The following is a 26,318-nucleotide window of genomic DNA, read 5'->3' as shown; positions in this document are numbered from 1 at the left end:
CGTAATGTCATTTAGCTGGGTTGCTTTTACCCTCCTCGCCGCTCTGAGCCAATCTTGGCGCAATGCCTTCCAAAGCAAGTTAAGTAAAGATTTGAGTGTGGCGGGTACGACCTTGGCACGCTTTATTTTTGCAAGTCCGCTTGCGTTGGTCTATCTAATCGCGCTGTATCAATGGCAAAGCGCTCCAATCCCACAATTTAGTGGTGAGTTCTGCTTTTATGTCATCGGTGCAGCTGTCATGCAGATAATCGCTACTGGCCTAATGGTATTACTGTTCAAACTTGAGAACTACGCCATTGGGGCTGGGCTAGCAAAATGTGAAGCCCCAGTTTCAGCGGTGCTTGGTGTGTTTTTCTTCGGTACAGTCTTAACCTTTACCGGTTGGATAGGCGTTTTACTTGGGACCATTGGCGTGCTGTTACTGAGTAGCCCGTCGGGATGGCGGCGACTATCCATGAAAACCCTGGTACTTGGGCTTAGTTGTAGTTCAGCCTTTGCCCTAACATCATTGTGGATCAGAGAAGCCAGCCTGAGCTTGCAACTCCCTTTTCCTTTCAGCGCCGCTTGGGTACTATTTTTAGTCATACTGCTCCAGACCTTGCTGATCACCACATATTTATCAGTGAAAGAACGCCATACTTTAGCCGCCATGTTCGCCCGGCCTAAACTGGTCATCATGACAAGTTTGACCAGTGTAATCGGCTCACTCGGCTGGTTCAGTGCCATGTCGTTACAGGCCGTGCCCTACGTGAAAACCCTTGGGCAGGTCGAAATCATTTTTATGATATTCATCTCTTATTTCTGGCTAGGCCAACGTATCAGTAGAAAAGAAATAACTGCCCTATTACTACTTTCACTGGCAGCCATACTGGTGATGTGGCAATAAATTTGCGCTAAACAATGAAAACCGACAGCGACAAAGCCAGCTGTCGGTTTATTCGATGTAACAGGTTTTTGCGATGAGCCGGGTGTAAAGGAAAAAACCTCTATTAAACTAAGTTATCCATTTCGTGTAATAGCTTTTCTCGTCGCACAGGTTTAGGTACATAAGCGTCCATCCCTGCATCAAAACAAGCTTGAATATCATCATCGACCACACTCGCCGTCAGCGCAATAATAGGTATTTTCGATAACTGATTCTGCTGCTCAAACTCCCGAATCTCCCTCGTTGCTTCAAAGCCATCTTTTACCGGCATCATACAATCCATTAAAATCAGCGAAAAACCTTGATTGGATGAATAGATATCAACCGCTTCTTGGCCATTATTGGCAATATCGTAGTCAAACCCTGCTTTTTTGAGGTGAAGAGATGCAACCTTCTGGTTAACAAGATTGTCTTCCACCAGCAAGACACGTTTTGATGCGGCTGTTTGCTCAACGTCTTCATTCTTATCGACTTGAGCCCCACTCGACACTTGAAGCGACGTAATATCGGCAATTTTTTCCTGAAGCACCTTGGCTTTAAAAGGTTTCGGAATGTAATCATTCATCCCCACATCGAAACACATCTGGATATCATCGTCGACCACACTCGCCGTTAACGCGAGGATTGGGGTACGTTTCAGTTGATGGGCTTTTTCATAACGGCGAATTTCTTCTGTCGCCTGGAGGCCATCCATCACAGGCATCATGCAATCCATCAGGACAAAGGTGTATTGATTGCTAGCAGTAAACAAGTCAACAGCTTCCTGGCCGTTGTTTGCAATATCAAAAGTACACCCTGCCTTTTGAAGGTGGAGAGATGCGACCTTTTGGTTAACTAGGTTATCTTCCACCAACAGAACATGCGGAACTTGAACCTGCTGATCAGCAAAATTATTTTGCTTTTGAAGACCCACCGCTTTTTGGTAACAATGCTGGAAAGCTTTCAACAGCCGGTTCCCGAGCAATGGATAAGTTAAAAGCGCATCGATACTGTCTCCAAAGTCCGTCGCTTCACTGTTCATGTTTCTAATTAGGCACAACGAGCGGTGTTCGCTCTCAAGCCCATTAATTGTTTCATTCAGAGCCTGCAGCGACGATTGATTATTTTCACTAATAATAACGATTTGCCTGGTAGCATGACCAGCGATAGGCACCTGCGATGACTCCCCAAGGCGAGTATCAACATCAATACCAAAAAATGCCAATTCACGGGTAATACGTGACATTTTCAAGGCATCTGTACCAAGCAAAATGACTTCAGCATCTTGATAGGAGTCTTGATTCTCTAACTGCTTTTCATCAACAGGTAGCGACAACGTAAAATAGAACCGGCTCCCTACTCCCTTGGTTGAATCCAGACCAATTTCACCGCCCATCATCTCAATTAGCTGGACACTGATGGCAAGGCCCAGGCCGGTACCACCAAACTGACGGGTTGTCGATTCATCTTCTTGGGTAAAAGGTTCAAAAATACTCGCCTGCCTGTCTTCATCAATCCCTATACCGGAATCTGATACCTCAAACAGCAATTGAGCAACATTATCTTTCTCTTCAAGACTTTTAATACCAATAGACACCGTGCCTTTATCGGTAAACTTCACCGCATTGGACATAAAGTTCATTAGCACCTGCCTAATGCGGTGATCATCAATCACTACCCGGCTCGGTACATATTGGTCGATATTGACGTCTAAATTGAGCCCTTTCTCTTTAACCTTCGGTGCGACGATAGAAGCAATATCGTAGATGGTTTCTCGAATCGCTGTTGAATGGGCACTGATATGGAGCATGCCTGATTCTATTTTCGAAAAATCAAGAATGTCATTAATCAGGCTCAGCAATAAGTGAGACGAAGTTTCAATCGTGTTGACATAATCTTTTTGGGTCGCAGTCAACTTTGTATCGGCCAGTACCTCAGAAATACCGATGACACCATTAAGCGGAGTACGTATTTCATGGGACATATTGGCAAGGAAGCTACTCTTCGCCTTACTGGCCTTTATCGCTGCATTTTTCGCATTATCTGCTTCCTCTTTAGCGATGATGAGCTTCTCTCGCTGCTCTAGTCTATCAACGGTCAGGCGTTTAACTTCCTTGGCGAAAGTGCTTAGCTCATCTTTACCGCTGACCATCACGCTAGCATCGGAGTCAGCACTGTCTTTGGCATTCAGTATTTTCAAAACCAATTTAAGGTTGCCCGTTAACCTCACGGTCAAACTGATACCAATCAACAGCACGATAAAGAACAAGGACAAACTCAAAACTATAAACACATTCTTTTGTTTATTGAATGCTGTTATTGATTGCTGAATTTCTAAACGGACTTGATCTTCAATTTGCCCACCCGCGGTTTGGAGCCTAGAAAGGCGCGCATTAAGTGCCTGCGTTCCAGCAACCATCTCTTCTGATGTAAAATCTGCCAGGCTTTCACTTTCCAACAATTGTGTCCGGAAAGCATTACTTTGCTGAAACACGGGATCAGAGAATGTATCGAGCAACAACTTAACTTGGTTTTGATCGGCATTAATCGCCAAAAAGCGGTTGAGAAAAAGCTGCTGATTTTGAGCCAACAAGCGAATCTCGTTCAAAATATCCGCCGTACTGCGGGACGTTTCTTGGCTATTTGCTGACAACAACCATTGACTGAACCAACCTTCCTCCTGAGACCAGAACATCAACCATTCCAGTTGATATAAGGCTCGCAAGTGGTTATCTACTGACTCTAACAGTTCAGCGTAATGTATTTTTTCCACTTCTAGCAGAAGCTGACGATAAATGTCGACTTGCCACTCAATAAGATCAAGTAGCTCTTCACCGTCTTGAGCACTTTTGATTTCAGTGATATTGGCAATATAACTATCAAGCAATAGGTTAACGGCTTTTGCTTCTTCTCCACTACCAAATAATTGCATGACGTCATTTCTTATATCACTCGCCAAAGAGTTAGCTGCCGATTGTTCATTTTGAACAATAGCTAACCGATTGGAAAAGTGATATTGCGATAAATCTTCCAAGAACTGAACCGCATGCTGGGCTCTTTCTAGTGAAGATACTTGAAGGTTAATGTGTATGAGCTGTCGATTCACTAAAAAAAGCGAAAGACAAAGTGGCATCGCAATCAACAAAAACAACTTATGCTTTATTAGCAACCTATTCCAAACCTGACTAAACACTTTTTCATCCTGAATTTATTATTTGTGCCTAATAATTCTAGGATAAAAAACCTGCTTCTAAACTAATTTGGCTTAAATGGTATAAATTACATTATTGTTGTGATTCACCTAACAGATTTATTACTTATGTAGCACATGCGTATATCGTATAACGACTAGGGTTTCTACCTAATAAACTATTTGTTGGTATTGATAAAATCAACAATGGATTTTGCAACTTGCTCCGTTGTTTCTGGAGATAAAACATCACCAGCTAACACATGTTGAAGTTTATCCCCACTATCAGAAATAACTATCGATTGACGACTCGCTATCGGCAAACGTTCTAGCATCGCTTGCGTTTTTGCAATGTCAACAATCCGATCTTGTTCAGAATAAAGGGTTAAAACTGGCGTGGTAATGTTTTCAACTGGTTGCCTACGTGTCACATCAACCACCCCCATCATAGTTACTAGAGCCTCTACTGGATATCGCGTTGTCCAGTATTGAGCTTGTTGGGCATTAACAGGCTTCCATTCACGATAATCACCAACAACAAGCCTCGCTATCTCATCTCCCATTGGCAGCAGTAGTAGTTCAGCATTACTATCAGCAGGCCCAAGATTGGGCGAGATTAATACTGTATGGCTAAGTTGAGACAGTTCCGCTTGAGCAGTTAACCATAAAGCTAATGTTCCCCCTGTAGATAGGCCTACAACAACGACTTTATTGCCCAACGTTGTTCCTATGTCATAGGCGTGGCGAGCATCATTCAGCCAGTCATTAACCGTGACTGACTTCATGTTATCAGCAGGTCGCCCGTGTCCCTTGAGGCGAGCTTCATACAAATTAGCCCCTAGCTGTTTGGCGACCAATTGCGCCAATGGGGCAGTATCCTGCCGAGAGGAGGAAAAGCCATGCAAATACACGACAGAATAGGCCGTTGGGTTATTTACCTCCCCCGCCCAGGTTATCTTTTTTTCTGTACCAGAGGTAATATCTGAAAATCGCTGCTCCTGAGCGTTAACAAAACCCTCGATATCCTGTGGAATTGATAGCGCTTGATAGGCGTAGGAGGTATCAACCCGAGGGCTGAATGAATATAATCCGGCTACTATCGCGAAAATAACAATGGCCCATTGTGACTTTTTCATCCCACCCCTAAACCCGTTACCTCAATGTATTTAGTCAACCACACATAGCTTGCGGTTTTGTGAATTAATCATACTGTCATTCGAAATAACGTAATAGTAAAACTCATCCCGCATTTCATACTTCTGAATAAACGTCCTAATATGATTCAACAGGCTTTTTGCCTCATTGTAGCGATACAGGTAGTCTTTATCGCACTCGTTCACCACATCCAGGTCAACACGAAGCTCATTGAATTGATCCATCAGTTTGCTGACCCGCTCTTCGTTCTGCTTTTCAAGTGCAGAGCTGGCATACAGCTTCTCAAATTCAGCCCGTTTTTTCTCCCACTCATCAACATTTGAAATTTTGGCGCTGATTTCAGCTTCCTGAGATTGTAGTTGGGCAAGCTCTTGATCCACCATCAATTGTGATTCCGTCAACTTCCTCCTCTCTTTGGCTATTGCACTATTTACGTCTTTCTCAAATCGTCGCTGTAGGCTGTAGAGCTGAGAGCTTTTCTTCTCCAGGGCTTTCTGCGAATCCAAATATTGCTTCTCAAGCAGCGCTATCTCGCTGTTTTTATCAACCATTAGCGTACTGGTTGCATTAATTTCCTGCTTGAGGAAAACATATTGTTCATCGAGCTTAATCAGCCGCTCATCCAGTTCATCAATCACCAGCTGCTGCTCTTCCAACTGGGCTTGTTTCGAAGCAAGCTGCTGCTGAAACTCATCAATCAGCGTTTGCTTCTCAAATAGCTGCTGTTCGTATTCATCAAACTTGTTCTGGACTGATAAATAGTCCATTTGTCCTTGGTTGTATTGCCAATAAAAGTACACAGCCTGAGCCACAACGACAGTGAATATGATACCGGCAAGGGCGACCAAACGACGCTGAGAAAACATGGATTGTTGCTCATGCTGAACCAAGGGGGATGACGATGCCTTTGTTCTGCTTTTTCTTCTTTTCATATCATCCCTCTTGAGCCGATGTTGCGCTGACACCAACTTTCACATGGCACTTCGGACAGATGTATGAACGCTTATTGATGTCGGCATGGCAAGAAGGGCAAGTAATATGCTTTCTGTCCTTACTCATATAAATCAGCAAAGCACCAATAGGGCCCAAGACATAGCCCAGCAAGATACCGGCAATTAAATTCCCCTTCTGATAGCCTAAATAGGTCGACAAGCAGAAAAAAGCCAAATAAAAGAGAAACCAGAATACGATACCAAATTCCATATGTTCACCACTGATTATGATTCTCTGAATGCTCGGTAATACGAATTGAATAATGGGGCTGTGAAGTAATCCCACATGGTTTGAGCTTCAAGCAAAATAAAGACTTCTGTCGGCATCCCCGGATAAAGCTCGATGTGTTCCAATGAGGTCACTTCATCTTTATCCAGTTTTACTCGGACCAAATACCCGATAGGTTGCTGCTGTGATTTAGGCTGTAATCGGTCAGCCGCAACATAAATTACTTCTCCATGTACTGGTGGTGTGCGGCGGACATTGTAGGCACTGAGCCGTACTCTGGCCTCCAACCCTTTGTGTACCACATCAATATCTTCCGGCTTCACCAATGCTTCGACGATCAGCTCATCACTGTCTGGCACAATTTCCAGAATCACGTCACCGGGATTAATCACCCCGCCGATACTATGAACGTTGAGCCCAACAACCGTACCGGTATGCTCACTTCGGATAGTAACCCGAGAGCGGATATCACTGGCGGCGTTCAATGACTCGGCGACATCTCGCCATTCACGCTCAACCGTCGCTAACTCAGCAGCCCTCTGTTGCTCCCACTCTACTTTTTCAGACTGGTGATCTTGCTCAAGCGAACGTAATTTGCCTTCAAATACATCAATTTGCGCTGTTAATTCCGCGACCTGAGCTTCAATACCAGCTTGATAACGTTGCAATTCCAACATACGGGTTTTAGACACATACCCCTTCTCTAATAAACCTGCCGTCATGGCAATTTCCTGCGTAACCAGAGATAGTTGGCGATTGATGGCTTTTAGCTGGAAACTGGCCCCGCGTAGTTGCTCTTCCAACACCATGCTTTTCTGTTGGTACTGTCCTTCCGATAAATCTCTGCGTAATAACGACTGCTGAAACTGCAGCTGTTGGGTGTTAATGATATTGTTAAGCTCCGTTTCATCGACATCATGCTGATCGTGATAAGTCCACGCAATCTGACGCTCTTGGCCAAGCTCTGCTTTCAAACGATCGTGACGGGCATTGAGTGTCGCAGCTCGAAGCACTAACCGGCGATAATCCGACTCAGCCTTAGTATTGGACAACTCAAGTAATACATCGCCCGTTTTGACGTGTTGCCCTTCTTGTACGTAGATAGCTTTTACCCAGCCACCCTGCAAGTGCTGAACTTTCTTACGCTGAGATTCCACCACCAATGTGCCTTGCGCAATAGAGGCCGAATCTAACGGAGTAGTAAGCGCCCAGGCAAAAAAGCCCCCGACAGTTGTCAGCAAGAATATACAACCAAACAGAATGATGCTGCGAGTATCAAAACGCTGATTATCCATGCTTCACCCCTTGCCCAGAAACTTGAGAACTCTTAGCCGACTTTTCGGCCGAATTGTCTACACCGGACATGGTTCCTAGGAACTTATCGCAGGTACCCGCTTTTTCAATCTTGCCGTCTTTAAGCACAATGACCCAGTCCATCTGCCTCAAGAACCCGGGGCGGTGGCTGATCATCACCACTGTGATTTGATTCTCTTTGCAGTACTGCAGCACGATGGCCAATGCCACCTCACCTTCAGGATCTAAGTTAGAGTTCGGTTCATCCAGTACCAGTACACTGGGGTTGGAAAAGATCGCCCTTGCCAGTCCGATCCTTTGCTTCTGACCACCAGACAGCTGTATCCCTCCTTCCCCAAGATAGGTGTCATAACCTTGCGGCAGAGAAATAATCAGCTCATGAATACAGGCTAAGCGAGCAGCATGAATAATGTCTTCTGCGGGAGCATTGGAAAAACGACAAATATTCTCGGCAACCGTACCGGCCAGTAAGCCAACTTCTTGCGGTAAGAACCCAATATGTTTGCCAAATTGCTCTTCAGGCCAGAGATCAATAGCAGCACCATCGATCTTGATACTGCCCATGCTTGGCTTGTGGATCCCCATGATCAAAGCAGCAAGGGTGGATTTTCCCGAGCCACTATTCCCCATAATGGCCAGTGCATTTCCTGCTCCCAGCTTAAAGCTGATGTTCTGCAACACTGGCTGGCCTTGGTGCTGGAATTTAAGCCCGACATTATGAAGCAGCAATTCCCCTTTGGGCTCTGGGAGTTCAGTCTGTGGTTCGACCTGTTGGCTGTCTTCATACTGGTTTAGCCGTTTATAAGCCTGCAACGCACTGAACCACGTCTTCCAGCCACTTACCGCTTGCTCAAAAGGTGACAATACACGGGCCATGATTATAGAACTGGCGATAATCGCCCCGGCGCCAAGCTCATTTTGCAGCACTAATACGACACCGGCCGTCAAAACAATCGCTTGTAGCAAAGTTCTGAAATAGCGACTGATTGATAATAGCTGACCGGTTCGGGCATTGAGTTTCCATTGCAGATCCAATAGCTTGAAGTTACGTCGGTTCCATAGCGATCCAACGCTATCGGCCATGCCCATCGCCCTCAGTGTTGGGGCATTCCTCAGAAAGTCATTCAGCTCGGTGCTGGTTTTAATGCTTAACGCTTGGGCCTGCTCACTGGGTTTCTTTGCTGAGAGCATCATAACAACAGCTAAGACACAAAAAACCAAACAACCAATTAGCGCGATAATTCCGAGTAACGGATGCAACACAAATAGGATCAATAAAAACAACGGAACCCATGGAATATCGAAAACCGCAGAGGTTGAGGGTGTCACTAGGAACTGACGCAGCTCAGTCAGATCTTGCAGCCCCTGCTTTTCAATCCGATTCATTTTGGACGAACGGCGAATGCTATCAGCCAATAATGACGAGCTTAGCGAGACATCCAACTTCAAACCCGAACGTTGCAGCAGCAAGGTTCTCACATGTTCAATCACTGCTTGTGCCGTCAATAAACCGATGGCGACAACCATCAGTGCCATGAGCGTATCGAGACTGGTACTGCTCAGCACCCGATCGAATAATTGCAAGCTATATACAGGCAGCGTTAATACAAGGAAGTTGATCGCCAAACTAAAAAGAGCGACAAAATACAGATCCTTCTTACACGCTGATAATGCCGTTGCTAACGTTTCCTTAAGCAAAACCCTTTCCCATACGCCACTAGTGGTATATGAATTATAGGACAAGCAAAAAAAATACAATAAAGAATTTGCAGATAATTAATTATACATCAGACAGTTATCTACGAGAGCAGCGTCACATTTTTGCTCCACATGCATAGCAAACTATCCCAACATATGAATTAAACCGATATAACTTAGTAAGGAGTCACGAAAAGGAATGCAATCGTAATGCCTAAAGCATTTTTGCAAACAAGAGAAACACGACGAAAAATCGCATTATGTACTACCTTATGTACGTCATTGCTGTTGTCGTTTTCAGTGTTTGCCGCTTTTAATACCGAAACTGAAGAACCGGAGCCTAGTTTTTATGGGGGCCGTAGCGTCACCCACAACAAGCAAGATGTGTCTAATAGCGAAATCCATTTTCAAAGACGCACGATAGCACCACCGATCAATACTGAAGAAACAGTATTATCTGTTGAGCCTGAAGCTGACACTTTGCATGTAGCAACCGACCCCGTACATGTTCCTACGACCAAAAAGCTATCCCCCATTGAGCTAAGTCGCAACGAAAAGCTACTCGCCAAAAAGGCTTATTACTATTTCGAACAGAATTGGAATGAAGAGACTGGGCTCATAAACTCAGTGCAAGGCTATCATCACAGTACAATGTGGGATGTCGCCAGTGGCATCGCTGCCATACTTTCAGCTGAAGGCCTCGGACTCATCACCACGGAACAAGCGGATAACAAACTGCAAAAGACCTTAGATACCCTATTCGAACTTCCCCTATACGATAACTCTCTACCTAACCGTGAATACAATACCCATACAGCCAAGCCATCAGGGCGCTATAGCAATAGCAGTTCAAACGGCAATGGTTGGTCAGCATTGGATATTGGCAGGCTTCTGATTTGGCTGGAAATAGCTCAAGTACATAAGCCTCAACTGACCCAAGGCATTGAACGCATCCTGTATAAATGGGATTTAGACAAAGCTGTTTCTAAAGGGACACTATACGGCGAACTCAAAACGTCCAAGAAGCGTCACTACCGCCAAGAAGGTCGCTTGGGTTACCTACAGTATGCAGCCTCAGGCTTCGATCTCTTCGGTTTTGATGTCAGCATGGCCTATGAGCAAGATAATATAAGCAAAGTCAGTGTTGACGGGCTAGATGTGCTTATAGACAAGCGAAACCTCCCCTACTTCACGACGGATCCTTATGTCCTCTATGGCATCGAGATCGGTTCGACAGACCAATGGTGGAATCAATTGGATGTACTGTTTCGTCTACAAAAGCGAAAATCAACCAAAGAGCCAAACCCTTGGATCTTTGCGGAAGATGCCATGAGTCGATCACCTTGGTTTTCTTACAACAACATCTATATTTACGGTAGTTCGTGGTTGAGTATTGCTCCCGGTGGCAAGCCTATCGAAAATCCACAAATTTTTAGCAATAAAGTCGCGTATGGGTTGAGTGTGTTATTTGATGGTGATGATTTCAGTCAGCAATTATCCAATGAGGTTATCAACAACAGCTTGACTCACAGAGCGGTTCCTACCGGTGTTTATTTAAATGGCGGTCCTAACAGCGCTTACAACATTAACACTAACTCATTGATATTATGTGCTTTATGGTATAAGTCACGGCATTTTCAACCGTTAATTGAACTAGGCTGATTTGCATTTTGAGAATACCTTTCTAAATTAAGTCTCATATTTTCATTTTCGTCTCAAATCCAATACAGGTTTGCAGTTATAGAGCAAAAAAATCCTGCTAGTTTTACTCCCTAGTGGCTAAAGAAACTTTGCTACAAACCTATTCTAATTTCCAAAGGATCTGTATTTATGTTGTTACGATCTCTCAGTAAAACGGCAGGCATCATCACTATGTTTACACTCTCAACCTTTACGCTTGCCAATAACCCAATTGAAGACCCGCTTACCGAACTCAATACTGACCTTTGGTGGAAGTCAGATGGCTGGAACAATGGTTTCCCTTTCTATAGCCGCTGGGAAGGAGAAGCGATTAGCCACTCAACAGATGGAATGGCAATCACCTTGAGCCACGCTCCCAATGGGAGTGATGACTTTGAGTTTCAATCAGGGGAGCTAAGAAGCCACGAATATTTTGGCTATGGTTGTTATGAAGTAGAGATGAAGCCTATTGCAGAGCCTGGTGTGATCAGTTCTTTCTTCCTGTTTGCCGGTCCTTATGACAAACCAGAAGATGGTAACGGTATGCATAACGAAATTGATGTCGAATTTCTTGGCAACAATACCAATGTTATGCAGGTCAACTTTTGGACCAATGACGATCGCTATGCTCAAAGCCACGAGCAATTAATCTATTTGGACTTTGATGCCTCACAAGATTTCCATCGCTATGGCATTAAGTGGACCAAAGGGGGGATCAAGTGGTATATCGATGGCAAGTTGGTCTACAAAGTGAAAAACAGCAGCGATGATCCTATTCCTTCCGAAAACGACAGCCGGCTTCGCATTATGGCCAATGTCTGGGCGACAGATGAAAGGATTTCTAATTGGGCAGGAGAATTCAGCAAAAATCTCAACACGTCCGTCACCGCAGAGTACAGGAACTTCCGTTTTATTCCCGGTCGGAAATGCTCGCTGAGAAACTAGCCGCTGGCATTAACCATAATTAAGCACGCTTAATCCTTACTACTTTCATTACTTCAAATGTCAATCCAGCTACAACTTCAGTGGCTGGATAGTAAGTCAGGTTCACCTTTGCACCGGCTAGTGATTGATACTTTTTTTTGCGCTTGAACTTAAACGGCACATCGTACCCCTCAAGCATCAGGGAATGCATAATCCAGTCGCCCGACTCACGTTGAGTATGCGATGTCACTTTCTTATCTTCAGAGTGAATAAGCGCATTATGCTGATTGAGCAACTTATCTACATCAGATTTCATCGTCGGACCTTTATCAGACTTATATCACATGTGAGACAGACACTACCGGATTGGCTACATATACTCAAATGGTCCTTAGGTCTTATATTGCAGTTCAAATGATCATAGTGTGCTTGGCACTATTGATACATACAAAAACAGAGTGCATCGCACTCTGTTTTCTTTTATCTATCAGTCAATTTCTGACTATTGGCCACTATCGCCTTAGAAAGACAAGAATACACCTGCGATTGTCGCACTCATCAGGTTTGCCAACGTCGCGGCAAAAATCGCTTTGAAGCCTAGACGGGCAATATCAGGACGTCGGCTTGGCACTACACCACCTAGGCCACCCATCAACATTGCAATTGAAGTCAGGTTAGCAAAACCACATAGAGCAAAGGTAACAATAGCTTGAGAGTGGCTGCTCAGTTGCTCTTTAACCGCCATCAAATCAGCAAACGCAACAAATTCATTTACAGCAATCTTCTTGCCGATCAAGCTCGCAGCAACAGTCGCTTCAGACCACGGCACACCGATCAACCATGCCACTGGCGCAAACAAGTAACCGAAAATTAGCTCAAGGCTCAGGTTATCAATACCGGTCCAGCCACCAACGTGCGCCAGACCACCATTGATCAGTGCAATCAAACTAATAATCGCCAGTAAACTAGCACCTACAGCCATAACAATCTGCAAACCGCTTAGTGCACCCTGAGTTGCCGCATCGATAATGTTAACCGGCTCATCGTCGGCACTATCATCAGCTGCGTTGTCATCATTGATAACTTCGGTCTGAGGAACAAGGATTTTAGCCATCATCAAACCGGCAGGGGCCGACATAAAGCTTGCAGCAATTAGGTAACTGATATCAACACCAAGGCCAGCGTAGCCAACCAAGGTACCACCAGCAACAGAAGCCAAACCACCCACCATCACAGCAAATAGTTCTGAACGACTCATTTTGGCCAAGTAAGGACGGACAACCAATGGCGCTTCAACAGAGCCAACAAAGATATTCGCTGTTGCCGACATGGATTCAGTACGGCTAGTACCCAACATGCGCTGAAGCAAACCACCGATACTGCGGATAATAAAGCCCATCACACCCAAGTAGTACAGCACAGAGATCAGTGCTGAGAAGAAGACGATTGTCGGCAGGACATTAACCGCGAAGATGAAGCCAAGTTTGAACTGAGCCAGTTCGCCAAATAGAAACTCAGTGCCCACACGGCCGTAGTCGATGATTCCAGAAACCGCCGCTGACACAGAGTTGAGGATCTCACGGCCTACAGGCACGTATAAGATAAAGCCTGCAAAAACCAGCTGAATGGCAAAAGCGCCACCCACAGTACGCCAGTTAATTTCACGACGATTTTCTGAAAATAGAACTGCAACCGCAAAAAGCGTCAATACGCCTAGTGCACTGACCAGATAGCTCATGGTCAAACTCCACAAATTTGTTAGTAAACGATTGCGGAGGCATTCTATTTAGAAATAAAACTGTGACAAGGATCAACTTGTTACACACATTTACACTTTCGCCACATACAGCTTGAGATCTGGCTATTTATAAGCCAAATCATGCCTATACATCATGATTGGTGCAAATACGGGATACTATTGTCACCATAGTTGACAATATCCCCCCTTATTACAGAGGTGATGATGCGAAAACGATTTCGTGTTTGCGCCTTACTGGTGATTAAAGCACCTTATCCCAGTACACAGGTTCACCAATCTTCTCGCGAATAAAATCGAGAAATGCCTGGACCTTCTTTGGCAAATACTGGTATCGAGGGTAAACAGCATATAAAGGCATGTGCTGCGACAAATCCCAATCTGGAATTAGGCGGACTAGCCGGCCTTCTTGAAACTCCTTGTCCAATAAATAAGTCGCCAAATACCCTATCCCATGGCCAGCAAGTGTCGCATCAAGGATCGCATCCGCGGAATCGACCCGGTAGTTTCCAGAGACTTTGATATTTTGTTGCTCACCGTTCATCTGAAAACTCCAGATGTTATCTTTACGCTCTCGGCTGTAATAGGTAATGCAATTATGGTTATCAAGATCACCTGGCTGGTAAGGTACACCATGACGAGCAAGGTAATCAGGACTTGCAGCAAGCACAAAATGGCAATCGGCCAAATGCCTGGCGACAAACCCTTCCGGCGGTGAGTCAGTCATTCCTATCCATAAGTCCAGCTGCTCAGCGATAAGATCGACTCTGTGATCAAACAAACTCATTTCAACATCTAGTTGGGGGAATTGCTGATGGAAAGCCGCTAGGTATGGCGCGATATGATGACGAGCGAAAGACTGGGCACTGCCTACTCTGAGGATCCCCTGCATACTATCGGAACTCTGGACTAGCTCGCTTTCCGCTTCATTGATCTCGGCGACGATATTGGCACAGTGCACAGCAAACCTTTCTCCTGCCTCGGTTAAGGAAAACGAACGGGTTGTACGCTGTACGAGCTGCACTCCCAGTCTTTGTTCCAGTTGCTGCACCTGCTTGCTGACTTGAGTGCGGGATATATCAAGTAGCTGTGCCGCCTTGGTAAAGCTACGCTGATTGGTCAGCGCATTAAACACAACCATCTGTTGGGCTTTTTTGATCATTATGAATGTTTTTCTTGAAGCTCAGTATGGTAGACATTGTAACAGAGGGGGGACAAATTACGATTTCACCCCGTTTTCTCCCACCGAGCGACTACTTTCTCCCTTTAGCATCATTCACAACTGTCATATAAAGGCAGAGAGGAGCCTCTATTTTGGTGGTAAAACCTACGATTTCATGAAACCAGCCATTCTTAGAAAAAAAAATAGAAAAAAGTTTTTTATCGTAACAACGCTCAGCTTTAATCGCACCAGATCTGGCTGAAGCCCATGTAAGATCGGCAAAACCAATTAACGAAACACAAATCAACAGAAACTACAAAAAGCACACACCCCCACAAAACACTACAAAACAAACACTTTCAACCAAAAAAATAGGACCAAAAGCAAAGTAAAAGGATATCCAACCATACAAACAAAAAAACATATAAAACTGAATGCGTTGCACCTTCATGCGTTAACCACTATGGCCTAATATGCAGTAGCCGTTTTTCTCTTAATAGCTACGCGCCACAATAAGAACTGGAACAGAGATCAAATTGAGCACATATTAAGCATTTATGAATAGCGTCATAGAGTGTTCAAACTACTGAAACATTACTGTCATACTTCTTCCCTAATCTTGGCCTCGTTCATTCAAACCTATTGGCAATACGGCCAGCTTTTTAAGGATTAGGAAAATGAAAACAAAGGTTATTGGCGCACTAGCCCTAGCAGGTTCAATGGTATTCAACCCAGCAATCGCAACTGAAACTGTTTCTGTTGTAGGTTCGAACTCTGTTACACCTATCATGGAAGTTCTAGGTGAGACCTACGCTCAATCTCACGATGTAACAATCGAAGTTCAGGGCCCAGGTTCATCTGCTGGTGTTCGTGCTGCCCACGACGGTTCTTCTGACCTAGGTATGAGCTCTCGCGACCTTAAAGATTCAGAGAAAGCAGACAACATCAAAGAAGTTGTTATCGCTCGTGACGGTATCGCGGTTGTTGCACACCCAAGCAACCCAGTGAACGACCTATCTAAAGAAGAAGTAACGAAAATCTACAAAGGCGAAATCACTAACTGGAAAGAAGTTGGTGGCGAAGACAAGCCAATCGTAGTTGCAACTCGTGATACAGCTTCTGGTACTCGTGGTGCTTTCGAAGACATCATGGACCTAAAAATGAAAGTTAACGATGTTTCAGTTTCGGCTATCTCTCAGCGTGCACAAGTTGCAAGCGGTAACGGCCAGCTAAAAACTATCGTAGCTAACAACCCATTTGCTATCGGCTACATCTCTCTAGGTTCAGTAGACGATTCTGTAAACCCACTGTCAATCGACAACCATGAGCCATCTGTTGAAGCTATCCAGGCTGGCGAGTACGGTGTACAGCGTCCATTCCTAGTACTTTACAAAGAAGGCCGCCCATCAGCTGAAGCTCTAGATTTCCTTAAGTGGATTAAGAGCCCAGAAGGCCAGAAGATTGTTGCTGACAAAGGCTACATCGCTGTTAACTAAGTAAAAGATTTATTTACCGGTCATCATCAGATGATGGTGGCCGGTTTTTGTTGATTCCTCGGTATTCGGGTAAACCTTGTTTAGCCAATATCTGGAGTAAAATTATGACCATCGCAAATAACATTGAAAGTTCAGCTAAAGGCTCTTCGCTTAAAGCAAAAGATAAAGTCGACTGGCGCGAACTGTTTTTTAAATATCTATTTTTATCGAGTGCTGCACTTGGCATTCTATCGCTAATCTTAATTGGCTACTTTATTTTCCGTGAAGGCTACGATGCCTTCGCCCAAGCCGGTGTTGGCCCTATCGTATTCGGTACCAACTGGCTTCCACCTGCGCTTTACGGTATCGCTCCGATGATCGTGGCTTCTGTAGTCTCTACTGCAGGTGCGGTTGTCCTGGGAGTGCCAATTGGCGTACTAACTGCGATTTTCATTGCCGAGGTTGCCCCGAAGCGCCTTGCCAATACAATCCGTCCGATGATTGAACTACTAGCTGGTATCCCGTCTGTTGTATACGGTTTCTTCGGCCTGGTTATCATCGTACCCCTGATTCAAGATGTTTTCTCAGTACCTGCAGGTAACACCATCTTGGCCGGTATCATCGTTCTTGCGGTGATGATTCTGCCAACGGTTATCACAGTATCTGAAACATCAATCCGCGCTGTACCTCGTACTTACAAAGAAGGTTCGTACGCACTAGGTGCATCGCAGATGTTCACTATCTTTAAGCTGCTAGTACCTGCTGCCCGCTCAGGCATCATGACCGGCGTTATCCTGGGTGTCGCCCGTGCACTGGGTGAAACCATGGCAATCATCATGGTTATGGGTAACTCTCCGGCAATGCCACAAGGTCTGTTGGACTCAGCCCGTACCCTAACGGCAAACATTGCGATTGAAATGTCATACGCAACGGGCTTGCACGCAAGCGCACTATACGCAACGGGTATCGTTCTTCTGGTCTTCATCATGGTACTAAACGGCGCGCTTCTTTATCTGAACCGTGAGCGTGCGAGGTAATCACAATGGCTCTTAAAGGTACAAATACACAAAAGCAGCAGATGAAAGATAAAATTTCTCTGGCGCTTATCTGGTCGGCAGCCTCTATCACTGTGGGCTTCCTAGTGTGGGTTGTTTGGTACATCCTCAGCAATGGCCTGTCTTACGTAGACTGGACATTCATCACCAGCGACTACACCACCATCGGTCAAGAGTCAGGTATCTGGCCAATGATCGTATCAACCCTATACATGGTTGCCGCTTCAATCGGTGTTGCTGCACCGCTAGGTATCATGACTGCTATCTACCTAACCGAATATGCAAAAGTAGGTAGTAAGCTAGTTAAGGTGATTCGTTTCTGTACTGAGTCACTGGCCGGTATTCCGTCGATTATCTACGGTCTATTCGGTATGACATTCTTCGTTGTCGTAATGGGCTTCGGTTACTCTATCCTGTCAGGTGCCCTGACCCTGAGTATCCTAATTCTGCCAGTTATTATCCGTACAACTGAAGAAGCACTAATGGCTGTACCTCAGACTTACCGTGAAGGTTCATATGGTCTGGGTGCATCTAAGATTTACACCATCTGGAGACTAATCTTACCAAGCGCTATGCCGGGTATTGTTACCTCCATCATCCTCAGTGTAGGTCGTGTTATCGGTGAATCAGCACCGGTCTTCATGACAGCAGGTATGGTTGCCCGTATCCCAGAGAGCATGTTCGACTCTGGCCGTACGCTAACCGTCCACCTGTACAAACTAACGCAGGAACTATACACAATTCACGAATGGAACCAGGCATACGCAACCGCCACCATTCTAATCATTGTTGTTCTTGTTATTAACTTGCTAACGAAGATCATCGCTAGCCGATTCAATACTGCGACTTACTAATTTTGAGGAAGAGAACCATGAATAAATTTAGCATTGAAAATCTAGACCTATACTACGGCGAAAACCAGGCACTTAAGCAAATCAACCTGCCAATTCCAAACCGTCAGGTAACCGCGCTTATCGGCCCGTCAGGCTGTGGTAAGTCAACCCTACTGCGTTGCCTTAACCGTATGAACGACCTGATCGAAGGCGTTAAAATCGAAGGCAATCTGTCGATGGATGGCGAAGACGTATACGGCAACATCGACGTTGCACAGCTTCGCATCAAAGTAGGTATGGTATTCCAGAAGCCGAACCCGTTCCCAATGAGCATCTACGAGAACATTGCTTACGGTCTTCGTGCTCAGGGCGTTAAAGACAAGAAAATCCTAGACGAGGTAGTAGAGCGTTCTCTACGTGGCGCTGCCCTTTGGGATGAAGTAAAAGACCGTTTGAAATCACACGCATTCGGCCTGTCGGGTGGTCAGCAGCAGCGTCTGTGTATCGCCCGTACTATCGCGATGGAGCCTGAAGTGATCCTGATGGACGAACCAACATCAGCACTTGACCCAATTGCGACCAAGAAAATTGAAGATTTGATGGAGACTCTGAAGAAGGACTTCACCATCGTTATCGTTACCCACTCCATGCAGCAGGCACGTCGTATCTCCGACCGTACCGCCTTCTTCTTGATGGGTGAGCTGGTAGAGCACGATTCAACAGACGTGCTATTCAGCCAGCCAGCAGACGACCGTACTCGCGGTTACGTCAACGGTGACTTTGGTTAATAGCCTTTTAATCGCTTCCTCAAGTCTTATGCAGAATTTTGACGAATAATAATAGCGATGGTAAATATTGCCCCCTCATGTAGGGGGCCTTTTTTTGTTTAAATACAATAACCTATAATCATTAATTTTTAACAAAATCAAAGTAATGGCGACAAAATGGCGGCAGACAATTTTTATACCAATCACTCCCCCTCTTCTAACCCCGTATAAACACTCTCCTGAGTATTTCAGTTTGAAAAGAGGGGGCATTTTTAAGTTATTGATTTTTCAAACACTTAAACCGTACTCTCAAATAATCGATTATGACGCGATCAACCAAACCACTACGAAAAACCACACCATTCCTTGTAATACAGCGACTTAGCCAAAGCATCCACCTATTCACAGAGATCGTTAGAATGAAATCCACTGAAATCTTGATCATTCGTTGAGATTTTCCCTGGTCTTCTTTGCTGAATTTTTTAGGTTTCCGAATCTCTCCCTGTCCCTTTATTAAAGCGGTCTGAGCATCCAATGCATTCCAAATGCTGGCCTTAGAACTACGTAAAAGCAAAACTGAAAAATTTTTTGATCGAAAAGCGCGCGGGAGGGGAGGAAGAGTGCGGATTCCGTGAGAAATCTGTCTCCACAGAAGTTTACCGTGGCGCAATGCCCCCCTACACAAGGTTGCTGTAGACTTAACAGAACTCTTCATTAGGCGAAGACTTTGTGGTTTCGTCATGACAAACGAAGCCTGTTTATTTCAACACCTGATTATAAAATAAAAGACATGTTTTATAATTCAACATATCGCACATAATAGTCACTAAATAGCATGTATATTCAGTACTTTATGAAGTCATTTTATTGATGTAAATAAATATTCAAGCTTTTTTAGAAAGGAGCTAACCATCGAGACTTTACAAAATATTCTCATTACTTTTATTTCAGCTCTAGCAGGTGCAGCTGGAGGTGCTATTGCAGCAATTCTCTGGCAAGAAAGAAAGGAAAAGAAGGCTATAACAGAGATTCGTGAATCGGCTATTCTCAATGCACTTATTTTATGTAGGCACTATGAAGAAATAGTCAATCAGATACAAAGAAAAATAGTTTCTAATGACCGAAAACTGGACTGGCACGAAATAACTCTAATTGAAGTTCATTTTCCATACAACCTAGAACATAAGGTGTCAGATTTACTGTCAATTCTTGGAAAGGATGAATACACACTTGTAAGCAAGATAATTCATGCTGAATGGGTCACTAGATCCGCAATAGAAGTATCCGCAAAAAGAGATAGTGAATTCGAAAGAATACAACGGCATCTTATTGAAAAAGGCTCACCCCAATCCCTAACTAAAGAGCAAGCAACAAAAATCATAGGAGCCCCCTGGACAACAAAAATGCAATCACTGACAAAAGAAATGCATGCTTCAGTGAGCGCATCCCTTGAACAAAACAAGGAATGTTTCAACCTATTAGTTAAGCTTCTCCCCAACGAAGACAAAATCAAGGACTCATTTGAGAGAATTGAGCCAACACTGAAACTGTAACAAGCTACTGTATCCGACCGCTTACAGTACACTAGCACAATGCGGATCCAATCTGGCGGCTGAGCAAAGTATTATAACTACGGAGGAAAAATGAGTAACATCCCAAATGTTGAAGGCTGGAAGTGGTTTCATTTTTTATATGCGATAGGTGTTCCTATTTGTGTTGGATCATTCTTTCTTGAGTCTACGCCAATAATTGGACATTTGTTTTGGATTCCTTTCGGTTTCGCTCTTGCAGCACTCGGTAGCTTTGGGCAGGCCGCATCAAAAAGAAGACCTTATCGGAACAATGGTATTCGTGGTTTCGAAACTTACCTACAATTAAATAAGTTTAGTGTGACAGCGCTTTGCTTATCGCTAATTGGTTTTTCTGTTTCTATATATGCAATCTTTGAGCAATCAAAAGTGAGCTAAGTTTCGAGTTGAACCGAAGAGATAGTTATAAAAACGTTTAAGAGTGATTCCCGACACTTGGCAATTTAAGTTCAAGGTTGGGTTTCGTGTCTACGGCAAATAGTTCATTTTAGATGGCCGCATTGCTTATAACTATGTGCTGCGTTTCCACAATTATTCCCCCCTAACGTACAAAGCATAAGTTCAAACTACCGAGTGCCGCCCTTGTGAGCTTCCAATCTTCACATCAGCCTCAGCGTTCTGAGTGATTTCATCCACCACAGCATTGGCAATGGCTTCGGCCATGCTGCCAGCTTGAGCAAATTTTCCTTCTGTGACAAAGCCTTTGGCCTGCAGTTCGGTGATGATTCTTTTTTTTAGTGATGATTTACTGAGTGCCATATTACTTCCCTGCAAATACGGTTTTAGATACATCAACATGCGGCTTGCCAGTGAACGGGCAAATCGTTGCGCCAGTACAAACACCTGTGCCGCCGTTCATCTTGATGGTGTTGGCATCTTCGGTGATGTGCTTCGCGGCTGTCGCCTTGTTCCCTCTAACGGTTTCCGTGTGGTCACCATCGATTTCGGCTAAACGGCTTTCCAGTACTTTGATGCGCTGGTTTAGGCATTCCAGCTGGTCATCTTTGTCAGTCTTGCGTTCGAAGTTACCCTCTTTGTCTATCAGGTGATAAACACCTTGCCGCTGCTGGTAACGGCTTTCCCCTTCTTTGATACCTGGTAACTTGAATCCAAGTGGGAGAACGCAACGAATAAATGGTTTATCTGGTTGGCCGAAGATAAATCCCAATTCAACGATGCTACCAATGGCAGGCGGCTCCAGCCTTCCTGCATGATCGCCCACACCAGGAACAGGCAAAGGTACTGCCTGCAATGGTGGTTTATTTTTATAATCGACACCCTTTTCATCTAGCAGCTGGATATCTGCCGCGTAGTAGGGATAGAACCTGTCGGACTGTTGCCCTTCTTCTGGCAGCTCAGGCAGGGCAACCACCTTGCCCCATCTGGGTAAGTGCCAACGGCCCGTTAGCTCAGGGAATAGACGAAAGATAATCCGCTTTATTGTACTTTCCATGTTAGTTTGGCCTCCGTGCCTTCAAATTCAACTGATGACAGGCGGATGCCGTTAACCATCACACCCGGCTTGAGTTTTGGGAGTGCCGGTACCCTGACCGATTTATTCGCGGTGTGTTTGGTCATCAGTTCATAGGGAAGGGTTATAGGCTTATCAGCCCAATACGAATCTTCCCAGCTGCCAACGAATATCTGCCCATTGCCCTGCTGTTGCCAGAACAAGTCGTCAATGCTGAAGGCTTGGGCCAGCTCATCCATGATGCGATACCCATTGCCATCACTATAGAAGCAAGGGATTGAAGTTTTGCTGTAAGCCTTCTCCGGTACCACAAATTGCAGTCCCGTTTGCTGGGTCAGGTTACTCAATAGCTGCATCAAGGTTGGATGACGCATAATCACATTGAAAGGGTGATAGAGAACGGCAGCCAGCTCCCTACAGAAAATATCTGACCAACCATTTTCAGCCGGCTGCACCCGTTCAACATAACCGAGGAAAACCCGATCAATCGAATCGCCCCAACCCAAGTCAACGGCCACAATGGTGTCAGTGTCTGGTTTACCTTCTATAGTCAGCTTACATCGCCCTGGCGTGTTTTCTGTTAATGCTACCCTGTGCGATTTCACTTTTACCTTTTGACTTCCAAGGTAAACCCGACAAATAAAGTTATGATTTGCTGTCAAGATCGTTCACTTCATGCCAAGGAGTTATCAAGCCGCTTTAGCAATCCCATCAAGCCTGCCAGCTCAACATTAGTATCTGGTGGTGCATCAACTTGCGTCCCTGTTTCAACTGGAGTGGTTACACCCTGTACTTTCTGCTGTGCTGCTGGTTTGTCTGGTTGGCGTTGCTCGATTCGTTCAGGCACAGAAAGGTACTCGGTAAGTTCAAAGGCGATATTCCATTGCCTCAATGTACTTTTCTCATCCGCCCTTACTGTTCCTTGGAATTTCACCTGGCGGATTTTCAAGGTTTCAGCAGTAGTATTACTGATTCGGTATATGTGCCGAGCACCATTATCTTGGGTGTCGGCCATGCTGAAAATGTTTGTCAGCAGATGCTTTTGGCTGAAGGGGATCACACCGGAAACGGTCAGAACTTTACCCTTGCTACCCGTTTCCGCTTGGTCTGTCGCCGAGGATTGACCGGACATATCCTGCCCGGCTAATTGCTGTCGTACGCTAATGCGCAAGTTCTTTAGCGGTAGCTGGGTTCCGTCAAGAGTTAGCATTATGAAATAACTTCCCAACTTGATAGCTCATCTGTATCTGATGGCTGATAAATCACGTAAGTCGTATCTGGGTTTGTTGCCACTTTCGTAGCTCGCATTGTTGTACCGTCTTCCAGCGGTAAGTTTAGCGTTTCTGCTTCAGCAATATAATCCAGCTTTAACCATGCGTGTGAACCATTTGGCATAAGCATAACACACCTATCCTTATGCCAATTAACGCACCGTACCACCTTACCTTGTCGGCACTGCTCTATAGCTTCGGTATAATTAAACATCTAACGACTCCACTCGTAGCTCTAACTGAGTAGAACTTGGTCCTACGTTTGTTTCACCAGATACAATGATATCAATGCTAGTGTATTCCAGAACTTCTTTCTTGATATACACCTCCAATGTCCCAGAACCACCTTTGCCAGTGCAATACACATCCTTCGTTTTATAGTTCCCCTGAAACGACTTCATCCTGATAATAAAATTGGCATCACCGGCTGGCCTTTCCCATGTGTATGACAAGGTAATTTTTGCACCTGATTTTGTCGTTATAGGCTTAATTTGATTATCACCAACAAACGTCACATTCTTATCATTTCGGGCGCCGGGGAAATCGGCTGGAATCTTAATACTTTTATCCGCGCCTATTGTCGGGAATGTCTTTGAACCATACCACATAGCTCCATTACCAAATGTTCTCAACTGGTCATTTGGATCTAAAATTAATTCGGGCTCAACACCAGAAAACGGCATAGTGATTGTGTTACTGGATCCATCGCCTTCAAGAATGAGGCGTAACGCATAGAAATCAGAAAAACCCCCAACATTCTTTATATCATTACCAAAAATATTCATTTCAGAAGCTGAAAAGAATGAATCTTGAGCTTTTTTAATGATAATGGCGTTTTTGGTATGTAAGCCGAAATAGTTTGGCGTAAAACGCCCCTTGTCTGAGTTGGTATAATGGTCCAGCGTAAGAATCAGCGGGTACGTTCCTCGACCCTGGTTTACCAATGGTCTCGGATCCGTATCATAACTATATGTCTCAAAGTAATTGTCATAAAACGACATTGTCTGCGGTCTGTTTATCTGGACTGCAATCTGTTGGTATTTTGCATTGTGTGGGAAATGGTTTCCTGTAACGACTGTCGACTGGCCTTGGTCGATATACAACCCCTTTAAATTTTCCCAGCCAAAATCACAGCCAATCACATGCGCACCATGGGCAGCATCCATCCAGCAGCCCCATTCAGCCGCATCAGTAAATGAACAGTTATTCAGCTTCCACAACCAGCTTCCGAGCGAACCGTCTAGGTTGCGATAGAAATTCGCAAACGTGACACCGTCAGCCTCAACATGGAAATAATCCAATTCCACACTTTTATCTGAAGTTTTAAACGGTGTATTGTTTCTACCACCAATTAAGGTGACAGCGCTTAAAATTATCGCCAACTGTTTCACTTCTTTCGATTTTGGGTCAAACGTGTCAGTCGTAGTATTAACGATACCGGACGCCCCATAAGCCCGCCAGCCAGAAGTATTAATTCCACGGTTACGCTTATAATAGGTTGGCAAACTAGGCGTTTTAAGATGCAAACTTTTCGAAAGAGGGATTTCCTCTGTCGCGTAGCTCATGCCGTTGACCGTTATTTCAGCGGGGTCGGGCAGACAATGCAACGCATACAGCCACGCATTGGTATCATCCGTTGGTGAAGGATTATCAGCATTATTGGGCAATATTGCGTCCATATAACCACCATAGCGACGTAGATCACCTACCGGCCAAACGTTATATTCGAGGATGATTTTTTTCTCTCCCTCCCCATAATCAACCGTCATGACATTATCGACAATCGATTTTATTGTGAATTTATCGGGGACCACTTCATTTTCAGGATAGGTACGTCGCTTAAAAACCATCAGCAACTTTAAATCAGTGAGCCGAATCGCATTCTGTCCATCCACCTGCCTGGTCCCAAGATTGAAATCAACCAATGTGCCAACTAATTGTTGTGTATTGGTATCGGATTCACTTGAAACTGTTACTTCTTTATTTACCCACTCTTTATCAGCACTCTCCCCCTCTGGCCTCAAATCACTAACGCTTCCATCAGCCAACACCTGCGCTATCTTACAAACAAAGTGTTTAGCACCATTTCCATCGGTGTAGTCGTCCTTCTCTTCTGCAGTAAAGACGAAATCAAACAGAGTGACTTGCTCACCTGTTGGCGTTCCTTCGCGGTGTGCGTCTACGTAGATGAATGATGGCTTGTTAGGGACTTGAACATTGCGATCAAATTCGAGTGTGACACGGTTGCCCGACACATAGCCGGCACCCGCTTTGATATTGAATGCACTTGCTTGAGGCGTAACCAAGAAACCGTCTTCAATAAACCAGTCTTTGCCGTTCTGGTCGATAATCGCTTGGGCCACATCATCGTCCATTTTTTTCATACGTGGCGTGGCGTTGTACTGCCACGATGAAGCGTCCACCGTGATGTTGGTGATTTCAGCAATGTCTTTGTACTCAAGTACGACAGAGCGCACCAAAGTATTACCTGCAACACCTGGTTCATCGGCTGACTTTGGTGTTAAAGCATGGTGATCGATAGTGACCAATACGCCATATTCAGAGCAGTACGCACCCGTCCAGTTGAATTCGAACGGGCCAACGTTGCTGGTCAATGTCGTGCTGTAAATGACCGAGTCGGCAGAGAGTCGGCCACGCTGCTCCACAGCTTCTTGGTGAACAACATTATCAGTTGGTACCACATCATCTGGCTGTGGGAATTCTGGGCGATTAGGCACGTTGGCAAAAATCATCTTATCGATGATTAGCGGCTTTTCTTCTGCGTTGAGCTGCGCCAACAGTGCTTTACCTGCGGCGGTTAAAATTGACTTGTCAGTGGTATTTGCCATCTTT

Annotated in this window: 24 protein-coding genes; 9 read left to right on the top strand and 15 right to left on the bottom strand. The window is 44.8% G+C overall.

Annotation, left to right across the window (positions count from 1 at the left end; translation table 11 throughout):
• Positions 1 to 4: 4 nt before the first annotated feature.
• Positions 5 to 886, top strand: coding sequence for a multidrug transporter (locus tag ACXAD4_RS07160; RefSeq protein ID WP_475240062.1), 882 nt, complete (start codon positions 5 to 7; stop codon positions 884 to 886).
• A gap of 103 nt (positions 887 to 989) precedes the next feature.
• Here ACXAD4_RS07160 and ACXAD4_RS07155 read toward each other — a convergent pair whose 3' ends face one another.
• The 6 genes from ACXAD4_RS07155 to ACXAD4_RS07130 all read right to left on the bottom strand — a co-directional run bounded on the left by ACXAD4_RS07155 (position 990) and on the right by ACXAD4_RS07130 (position 9,482).
• Complete coding sequence (locus ACXAD4_RS07155; protein ID WP_475240059.1) at positions 990 to 3,836, bottom strand: response regulator; 2,847 nt, start codon at positions 3,834 to 3,836, stop codon at positions 990 to 992.
• A gap of 437 nt (positions 3,837 to 4,273) precedes the next feature.
• Positions 4,274 to 5,230 (bottom strand): alpha/beta hydrolase, encoded by a 957-nt coding sequence (locus ACXAD4_RS07150; RefSeq protein WP_475240056.1) that lies wholly within the window; start codon positions 5,228 to 5,230, stop codon positions 4,274 to 4,276.
• Between the two features lie 30 nt (positions 5,231 to 5,260).
• The gene (locus ACXAD4_RS07145; protein ID WP_475240054.1) at positions 5,261 to 6,181 is read right to left on the bottom strand and encodes a hypothetical protein; all 921 of its coding nucleotides are present in this window, start codon (positions 6,179 to 6,181) and stop codon (positions 5,261 to 5,263) included.
• 1 nt (position 6,182) lies between these two features.
• Positions 6,183 to 6,452: a hypothetical protein gene (locus tag ACXAD4_RS07140; RefSeq protein WP_475240052.1), complete on the bottom strand. Its 270-nt coding sequence runs from the start codon at positions 6,450 to 6,452 to the stop codon at positions 6,183 to 6,185.
• A 14-nt stretch (positions 6,453 to 6,466) separates the two neighbouring features.
• Positions 6,467 to 7,765, bottom strand: a complete 1,299-nt coding sequence (locus ACXAD4_RS07135; protein ID WP_475240049.1) for an HlyD family type I secretion periplasmic adaptor subunit — start codon at positions 7,763 to 7,765, stop codon at positions 6,467 to 6,469.
• Positions 7,758 to 9,482, bottom strand: a complete 1,725-nt coding sequence (locus ACXAD4_RS07130; protein ID WP_475240046.1) for a type I secretion system permease/ATPase — start codon at positions 9,480 to 9,482, stop codon at positions 7,758 to 7,760. Before ACXAD4_RS07130 ends, ACXAD4_RS07135 begins: the two co-directional genes overlap by 8 nt.
• Positions 9,483 to 9,692: 210 nt before the next feature.
• Here ACXAD4_RS07130 and ACXAD4_RS07125 point away from each other — a divergent pair, with 210 nt between their 5' ends.
• Together ACXAD4_RS07125 and ACXAD4_RS07120 are read left to right on the top strand one after the other, a co-directional pair.
• The gene (locus tag ACXAD4_RS07125; RefSeq protein ID WP_475240043.1) at positions 9,693 to 11,144 is read left to right on the top strand and encodes a DUF3131 domain-containing protein; all 1,452 of its coding nucleotides are present in this window, start codon (positions 9,693 to 9,695) and stop codon (positions 11,142 to 11,144) included.
• Positions 11,145 to 11,312: 168 nt separating this feature from the next.
• Positions 11,313 to 12,107 (top strand): family 16 glycosylhydrolase, encoded by a 795-nt coding sequence (locus tag ACXAD4_RS07120; RefSeq protein WP_475240040.1) that lies wholly within the window; start codon positions 11,313 to 11,315, stop codon positions 12,105 to 12,107.
• A 19-nt stretch (positions 12,108 to 12,126) separates the two neighbouring features.
• On the opposite strand, the gene ACXAD4_RS07115 is transcribed toward ACXAD4_RS07120, so the two are convergent.
• From ACXAD4_RS07115 to ACXAD4_RS07105, 3 genes are all read right to left on the bottom strand, one after another.
• The gene (locus ACXAD4_RS07115) at positions 12,127 to 12,402 is read right to left on the bottom strand and encodes a hypothetical protein (protein WP_475240038.1); all 276 of its coding nucleotides are present in this window, start codon (positions 12,400 to 12,402) and stop codon (positions 12,127 to 12,129) included.
• Positions 12,403 to 12,606: 204 nt separating this feature from the next.
• A complete protein-coding gene (locus ACXAD4_RS07110) occupies positions 12,607 to 13,824 on the bottom strand; it encodes a NupC/NupG family nucleoside CNT transporter (RefSeq protein ID WP_475240035.1) in 1,218 nt (405 codons plus the stop codon).
• A gap of 262 nt (positions 13,825 to 14,086) precedes the next feature.
• Entirely contained in the window at positions 14,087 to 15,004 is a 918-nt protein-coding gene (locus ACXAD4_RS07105) for a LysR family transcriptional regulator (RefSeq protein ID WP_475240033.1), read from the bottom strand.
• Positions 15,005 to 15,681: 677 nt separating this feature from the next.
• Between ACXAD4_RS07105 and ACXAD4_RS07100 the strand changes: the two genes are divergently transcribed.
• From ACXAD4_RS07100 to ACXAD4_RS07075, 6 genes are all read left to right on the top strand, one after another.
• Entirely contained in the window at positions 15,682 to 16,500 is an 819-nt protein-coding gene (locus ACXAD4_RS07100; RefSeq protein WP_475240031.1) for a phosphate ABC transporter substrate-binding protein, read from the top strand.
• Positions 16,501 to 16,604: 104 nt separating this feature from the next.
• A complete protein-coding gene (gene pstC / locus ACXAD4_RS07095; RefSeq protein ID WP_475240028.1) occupies positions 16,605 to 17,516 on the top strand; it encodes a phosphate ABC transporter permease subunit PstC in 912 nt (303 codons plus the stop codon).
• A gap of 5 nt (positions 17,517 to 17,521) precedes the next feature.
• Positions 17,522 to 18,388 carry a phosphate ABC transporter permease PstA gene (gene pstA, locus ACXAD4_RS07090; protein ID WP_475240026.1) on the top strand — a complete coding sequence of 289 codons (867 nt, stop codon included), beginning with the start codon at positions 17,522 to 17,524 and terminating at the stop codon, positions 18,386 to 18,388.
• 17 nt (positions 18,389 to 18,405) lie between these two features.
• Positions 18,406 to 19,155, top strand: coding sequence for a phosphate ABC transporter ATP-binding protein PstB (gene pstB / locus ACXAD4_RS07085; RefSeq protein WP_475240023.1), 750 nt, complete (start codon positions 18,406 to 18,408; stop codon positions 19,153 to 19,155).
• 1,166 nt (positions 19,156 to 20,321) lie between these two features.
• The gene (locus ACXAD4_RS07080; protein WP_475240020.1) at positions 20,322 to 20,687 is read left to right on the top strand and encodes a hypothetical protein; all 366 of its coding nucleotides are present in this window, start codon (positions 20,322 to 20,324) and stop codon (positions 20,685 to 20,687) included.
• A 90-nt stretch (positions 20,688 to 20,777) separates the two neighbouring features.
• A complete protein-coding gene (locus tag ACXAD4_RS07075) occupies positions 20,778 to 21,101 on the top strand; it encodes a hypothetical protein (protein WP_475240018.1) in 324 nt (107 codons plus the stop codon).
• Between the two features lie 183 nt (positions 21,102 to 21,284).
• Here the strand turns inward: ACXAD4_RS07075 and ACXAD4_RS07070 are convergent, their stop codons facing one another.
• From ACXAD4_RS07070 to ACXAD4_RS07045, 6 genes are all read right to left on the bottom strand, one after another.
• The gene (locus ACXAD4_RS07070; RefSeq protein WP_475240016.1) at positions 21,285 to 21,482 is read right to left on the bottom strand and encodes a hypothetical protein; all 198 of its coding nucleotides are present in this window, start codon (positions 21,480 to 21,482) and stop codon (positions 21,285 to 21,287) included.
• 1 nt (position 21,483) lies between these two features.
• Positions 21,484 to 22,176 carry a hypothetical protein gene (locus ACXAD4_RS07065; RefSeq protein ID WP_475240014.1) on the bottom strand — a complete coding sequence of 231 codons (693 nt, stop codon included), beginning with the start codon at positions 22,174 to 22,176 and terminating at the stop codon, positions 21,484 to 21,486.
• The gene (locus tag ACXAD4_RS07060) at positions 22,161 to 22,856 is read right to left on the bottom strand and encodes a hypothetical protein (protein ID WP_475240013.1); all 696 of its coding nucleotides are present in this window, start codon (positions 22,854 to 22,856) and stop codon (positions 22,161 to 22,163) included. Before ACXAD4_RS07060 ends, ACXAD4_RS07065 begins: the two co-directional genes overlap by 16 nt.
• An 11-nt stretch (positions 22,857 to 22,867) precedes the next feature.
• On the bottom strand, positions 22,868 to 23,404 hold the full coding sequence (locus ACXAD4_RS07055; RefSeq protein ID WP_475240011.1) for a baseplate complex protein: 537 nt from the start codon (positions 23,402 to 23,404) through the stop codon (positions 22,868 to 22,870).
• On the bottom strand, positions 23,404 to 23,595 hold the full coding sequence (locus tag ACXAD4_RS07050; protein ID WP_475240009.1) for a hypothetical protein: 192 nt from the start codon (positions 23,593 to 23,595) through the stop codon (positions 23,404 to 23,406). The genes ACXAD4_RS07055 and ACXAD4_RS07050 overlap by 1 nt, the downstream gene beginning before the upstream one ends.
• A gap of 76 nt (positions 23,596 to 23,671) precedes the next feature.
• Complete coding sequence (locus tag ACXAD4_RS07045) at positions 23,672 to 26,314, bottom strand: phage tail-collar fiber domain-containing protein (RefSeq protein WP_475240006.1); 2,643 nt, start codon at positions 26,312 to 26,314, stop codon at positions 23,672 to 23,674.
• Between the last annotated feature and the right edge of the window lie 4 nt (positions 26,315 to 26,318).

The organism is Photobacterium sp. AWH4_225, assembly GCF_056158405.1.
This window is presented reverse-complemented; position numbering and strand designations above follow the sequence as displayed.

Bases quoted from the DNA above. Each gene is read 5' to 3' on its own strand.
- ACXAD4_RS07160 (WP_475240062.1), top strand. From the start codon at position 5: ATGTCATTTAGCTGGGTTGCTTTTACCCTCCTCGCCGCTCTGAGCCAA.
- ACXAD4_RS07155 (WP_475240059.1), bottom strand. From the start codon at position 3,836: ATGCAATTATTTGGTAGTGGAGAAGAAGCAAAAGCCGTTAACCTATTG.
- ACXAD4_RS07150 (WP_475240056.1), bottom strand. From the start codon at position 5,230: ATGAAAAAGTCACAATGGGCCATTGTTATTTTCGCGATAGTAGCCGGA.
- ACXAD4_RS07145 (WP_475240054.1), bottom strand. From the start codon at position 6,181: ATGAAAAGAAGAAAAAGCAGAACAAAGGCATCGTCATCCCCCTTGGTT.
- ACXAD4_RS07140 (WP_475240052.1), bottom strand. From the start codon at position 6,452: ATGGAATTTGGTATCGTATTCTGGTTTCTCTTTTATTTGGCTTTTTTC.
- ACXAD4_RS07135 (WP_475240049.1), bottom strand. From the start codon at position 7,765: ATGGATAATCAGCGTTTTGATACTCGCAGCATCATTCTGTTTGGTTGT.
- ACXAD4_RS07125 (WP_475240043.1), top strand. From the start codon at position 9,693: ATGCCTAAAGCATTTTTGCAAACAAGAGAAACACGACGAAAAATCGCA.
- ACXAD4_RS07120 (WP_475240040.1), top strand. From the start codon at position 11,313: ATGTTGTTACGATCTCTCAGTAAAACGGCAGGCATCATCACTATGTTT.
- ACXAD4_RS07115 (WP_475240038.1), bottom strand. From the start codon at position 12,402: ATGAAATCTGATGTAGATAAGTTGCTCAATCAGCATAATGCGCTTATT.
- ACXAD4_RS07110 (WP_475240035.1), bottom strand. From the start codon at position 13,824: ATGAGCTATCTGGTCAGTGCACTAGGCGTATTGACGCTTTTTGCGGTT.
- ACXAD4_RS07105 (WP_475240033.1), bottom strand. From the start codon at position 15,004: ATGATCAAAAAAGCCCAACAGATGGTTGTGTTTAATGCGCTGACCAAT.
- ACXAD4_RS07100 (WP_475240031.1), top strand. From the start codon at position 15,682: ATGAAAACAAAGGTTATTGGCGCACTAGCCCTAGCAGGTTCAATGGTA.
- pstC (WP_475240028.1), top strand. From the start codon at position 16,605: ATGACCATCGCAAATAACATTGAAAGTTCAGCTAAAGGCTCTTCGCTT.
- pstA (WP_475240026.1), top strand. From the start codon at position 17,522: ATGGCTCTTAAAGGTACAAATACACAAAAGCAGCAGATGAAAGATAAA.
- pstB (WP_475240023.1), top strand. From the start codon at position 18,406: ATGAATAAATTTAGCATTGAAAATCTAGACCTATACTACGGCGAAAAC.
- ACXAD4_RS07075 (WP_475240018.1), top strand. From the start codon at position 20,778: ATGAGTAACATCCCAAATGTTGAAGGCTGGAAGTGGTTTCATTTTTTA.
- ACXAD4_RS07070 (WP_475240016.1), bottom strand. From the start codon at position 21,482: ATGGCACTCAGTAAATCATCACTAAAAAAAAGAATCATCACCGAACTG.
- ACXAD4_RS07065 (WP_475240014.1), bottom strand. From the start codon at position 22,176: ATGGAAAGTACAATAAAGCGGATTATCTTTCGTCTATTCCCTGAGCTA.
- ACXAD4_RS07055 (WP_475240011.1), bottom strand. From the start codon at position 23,404: ATGCTAACTCTTGACGGAACCCAGCTACCGCTAAAGAACTTGCGCATT.
- ACXAD4_RS07050 (WP_475240009.1), bottom strand. From the start codon at position 23,595: ATGCTTATGCCAAATGGTTCACACGCATGGTTAAAGCTGGATTATATT.
- ACXAD4_RS07045 (WP_475240006.1), bottom strand. From the start codon at position 26,314: ATGGCAAATACCACTGACAAGTCAATTTTAACCGCCGCAGGTAAAGCA.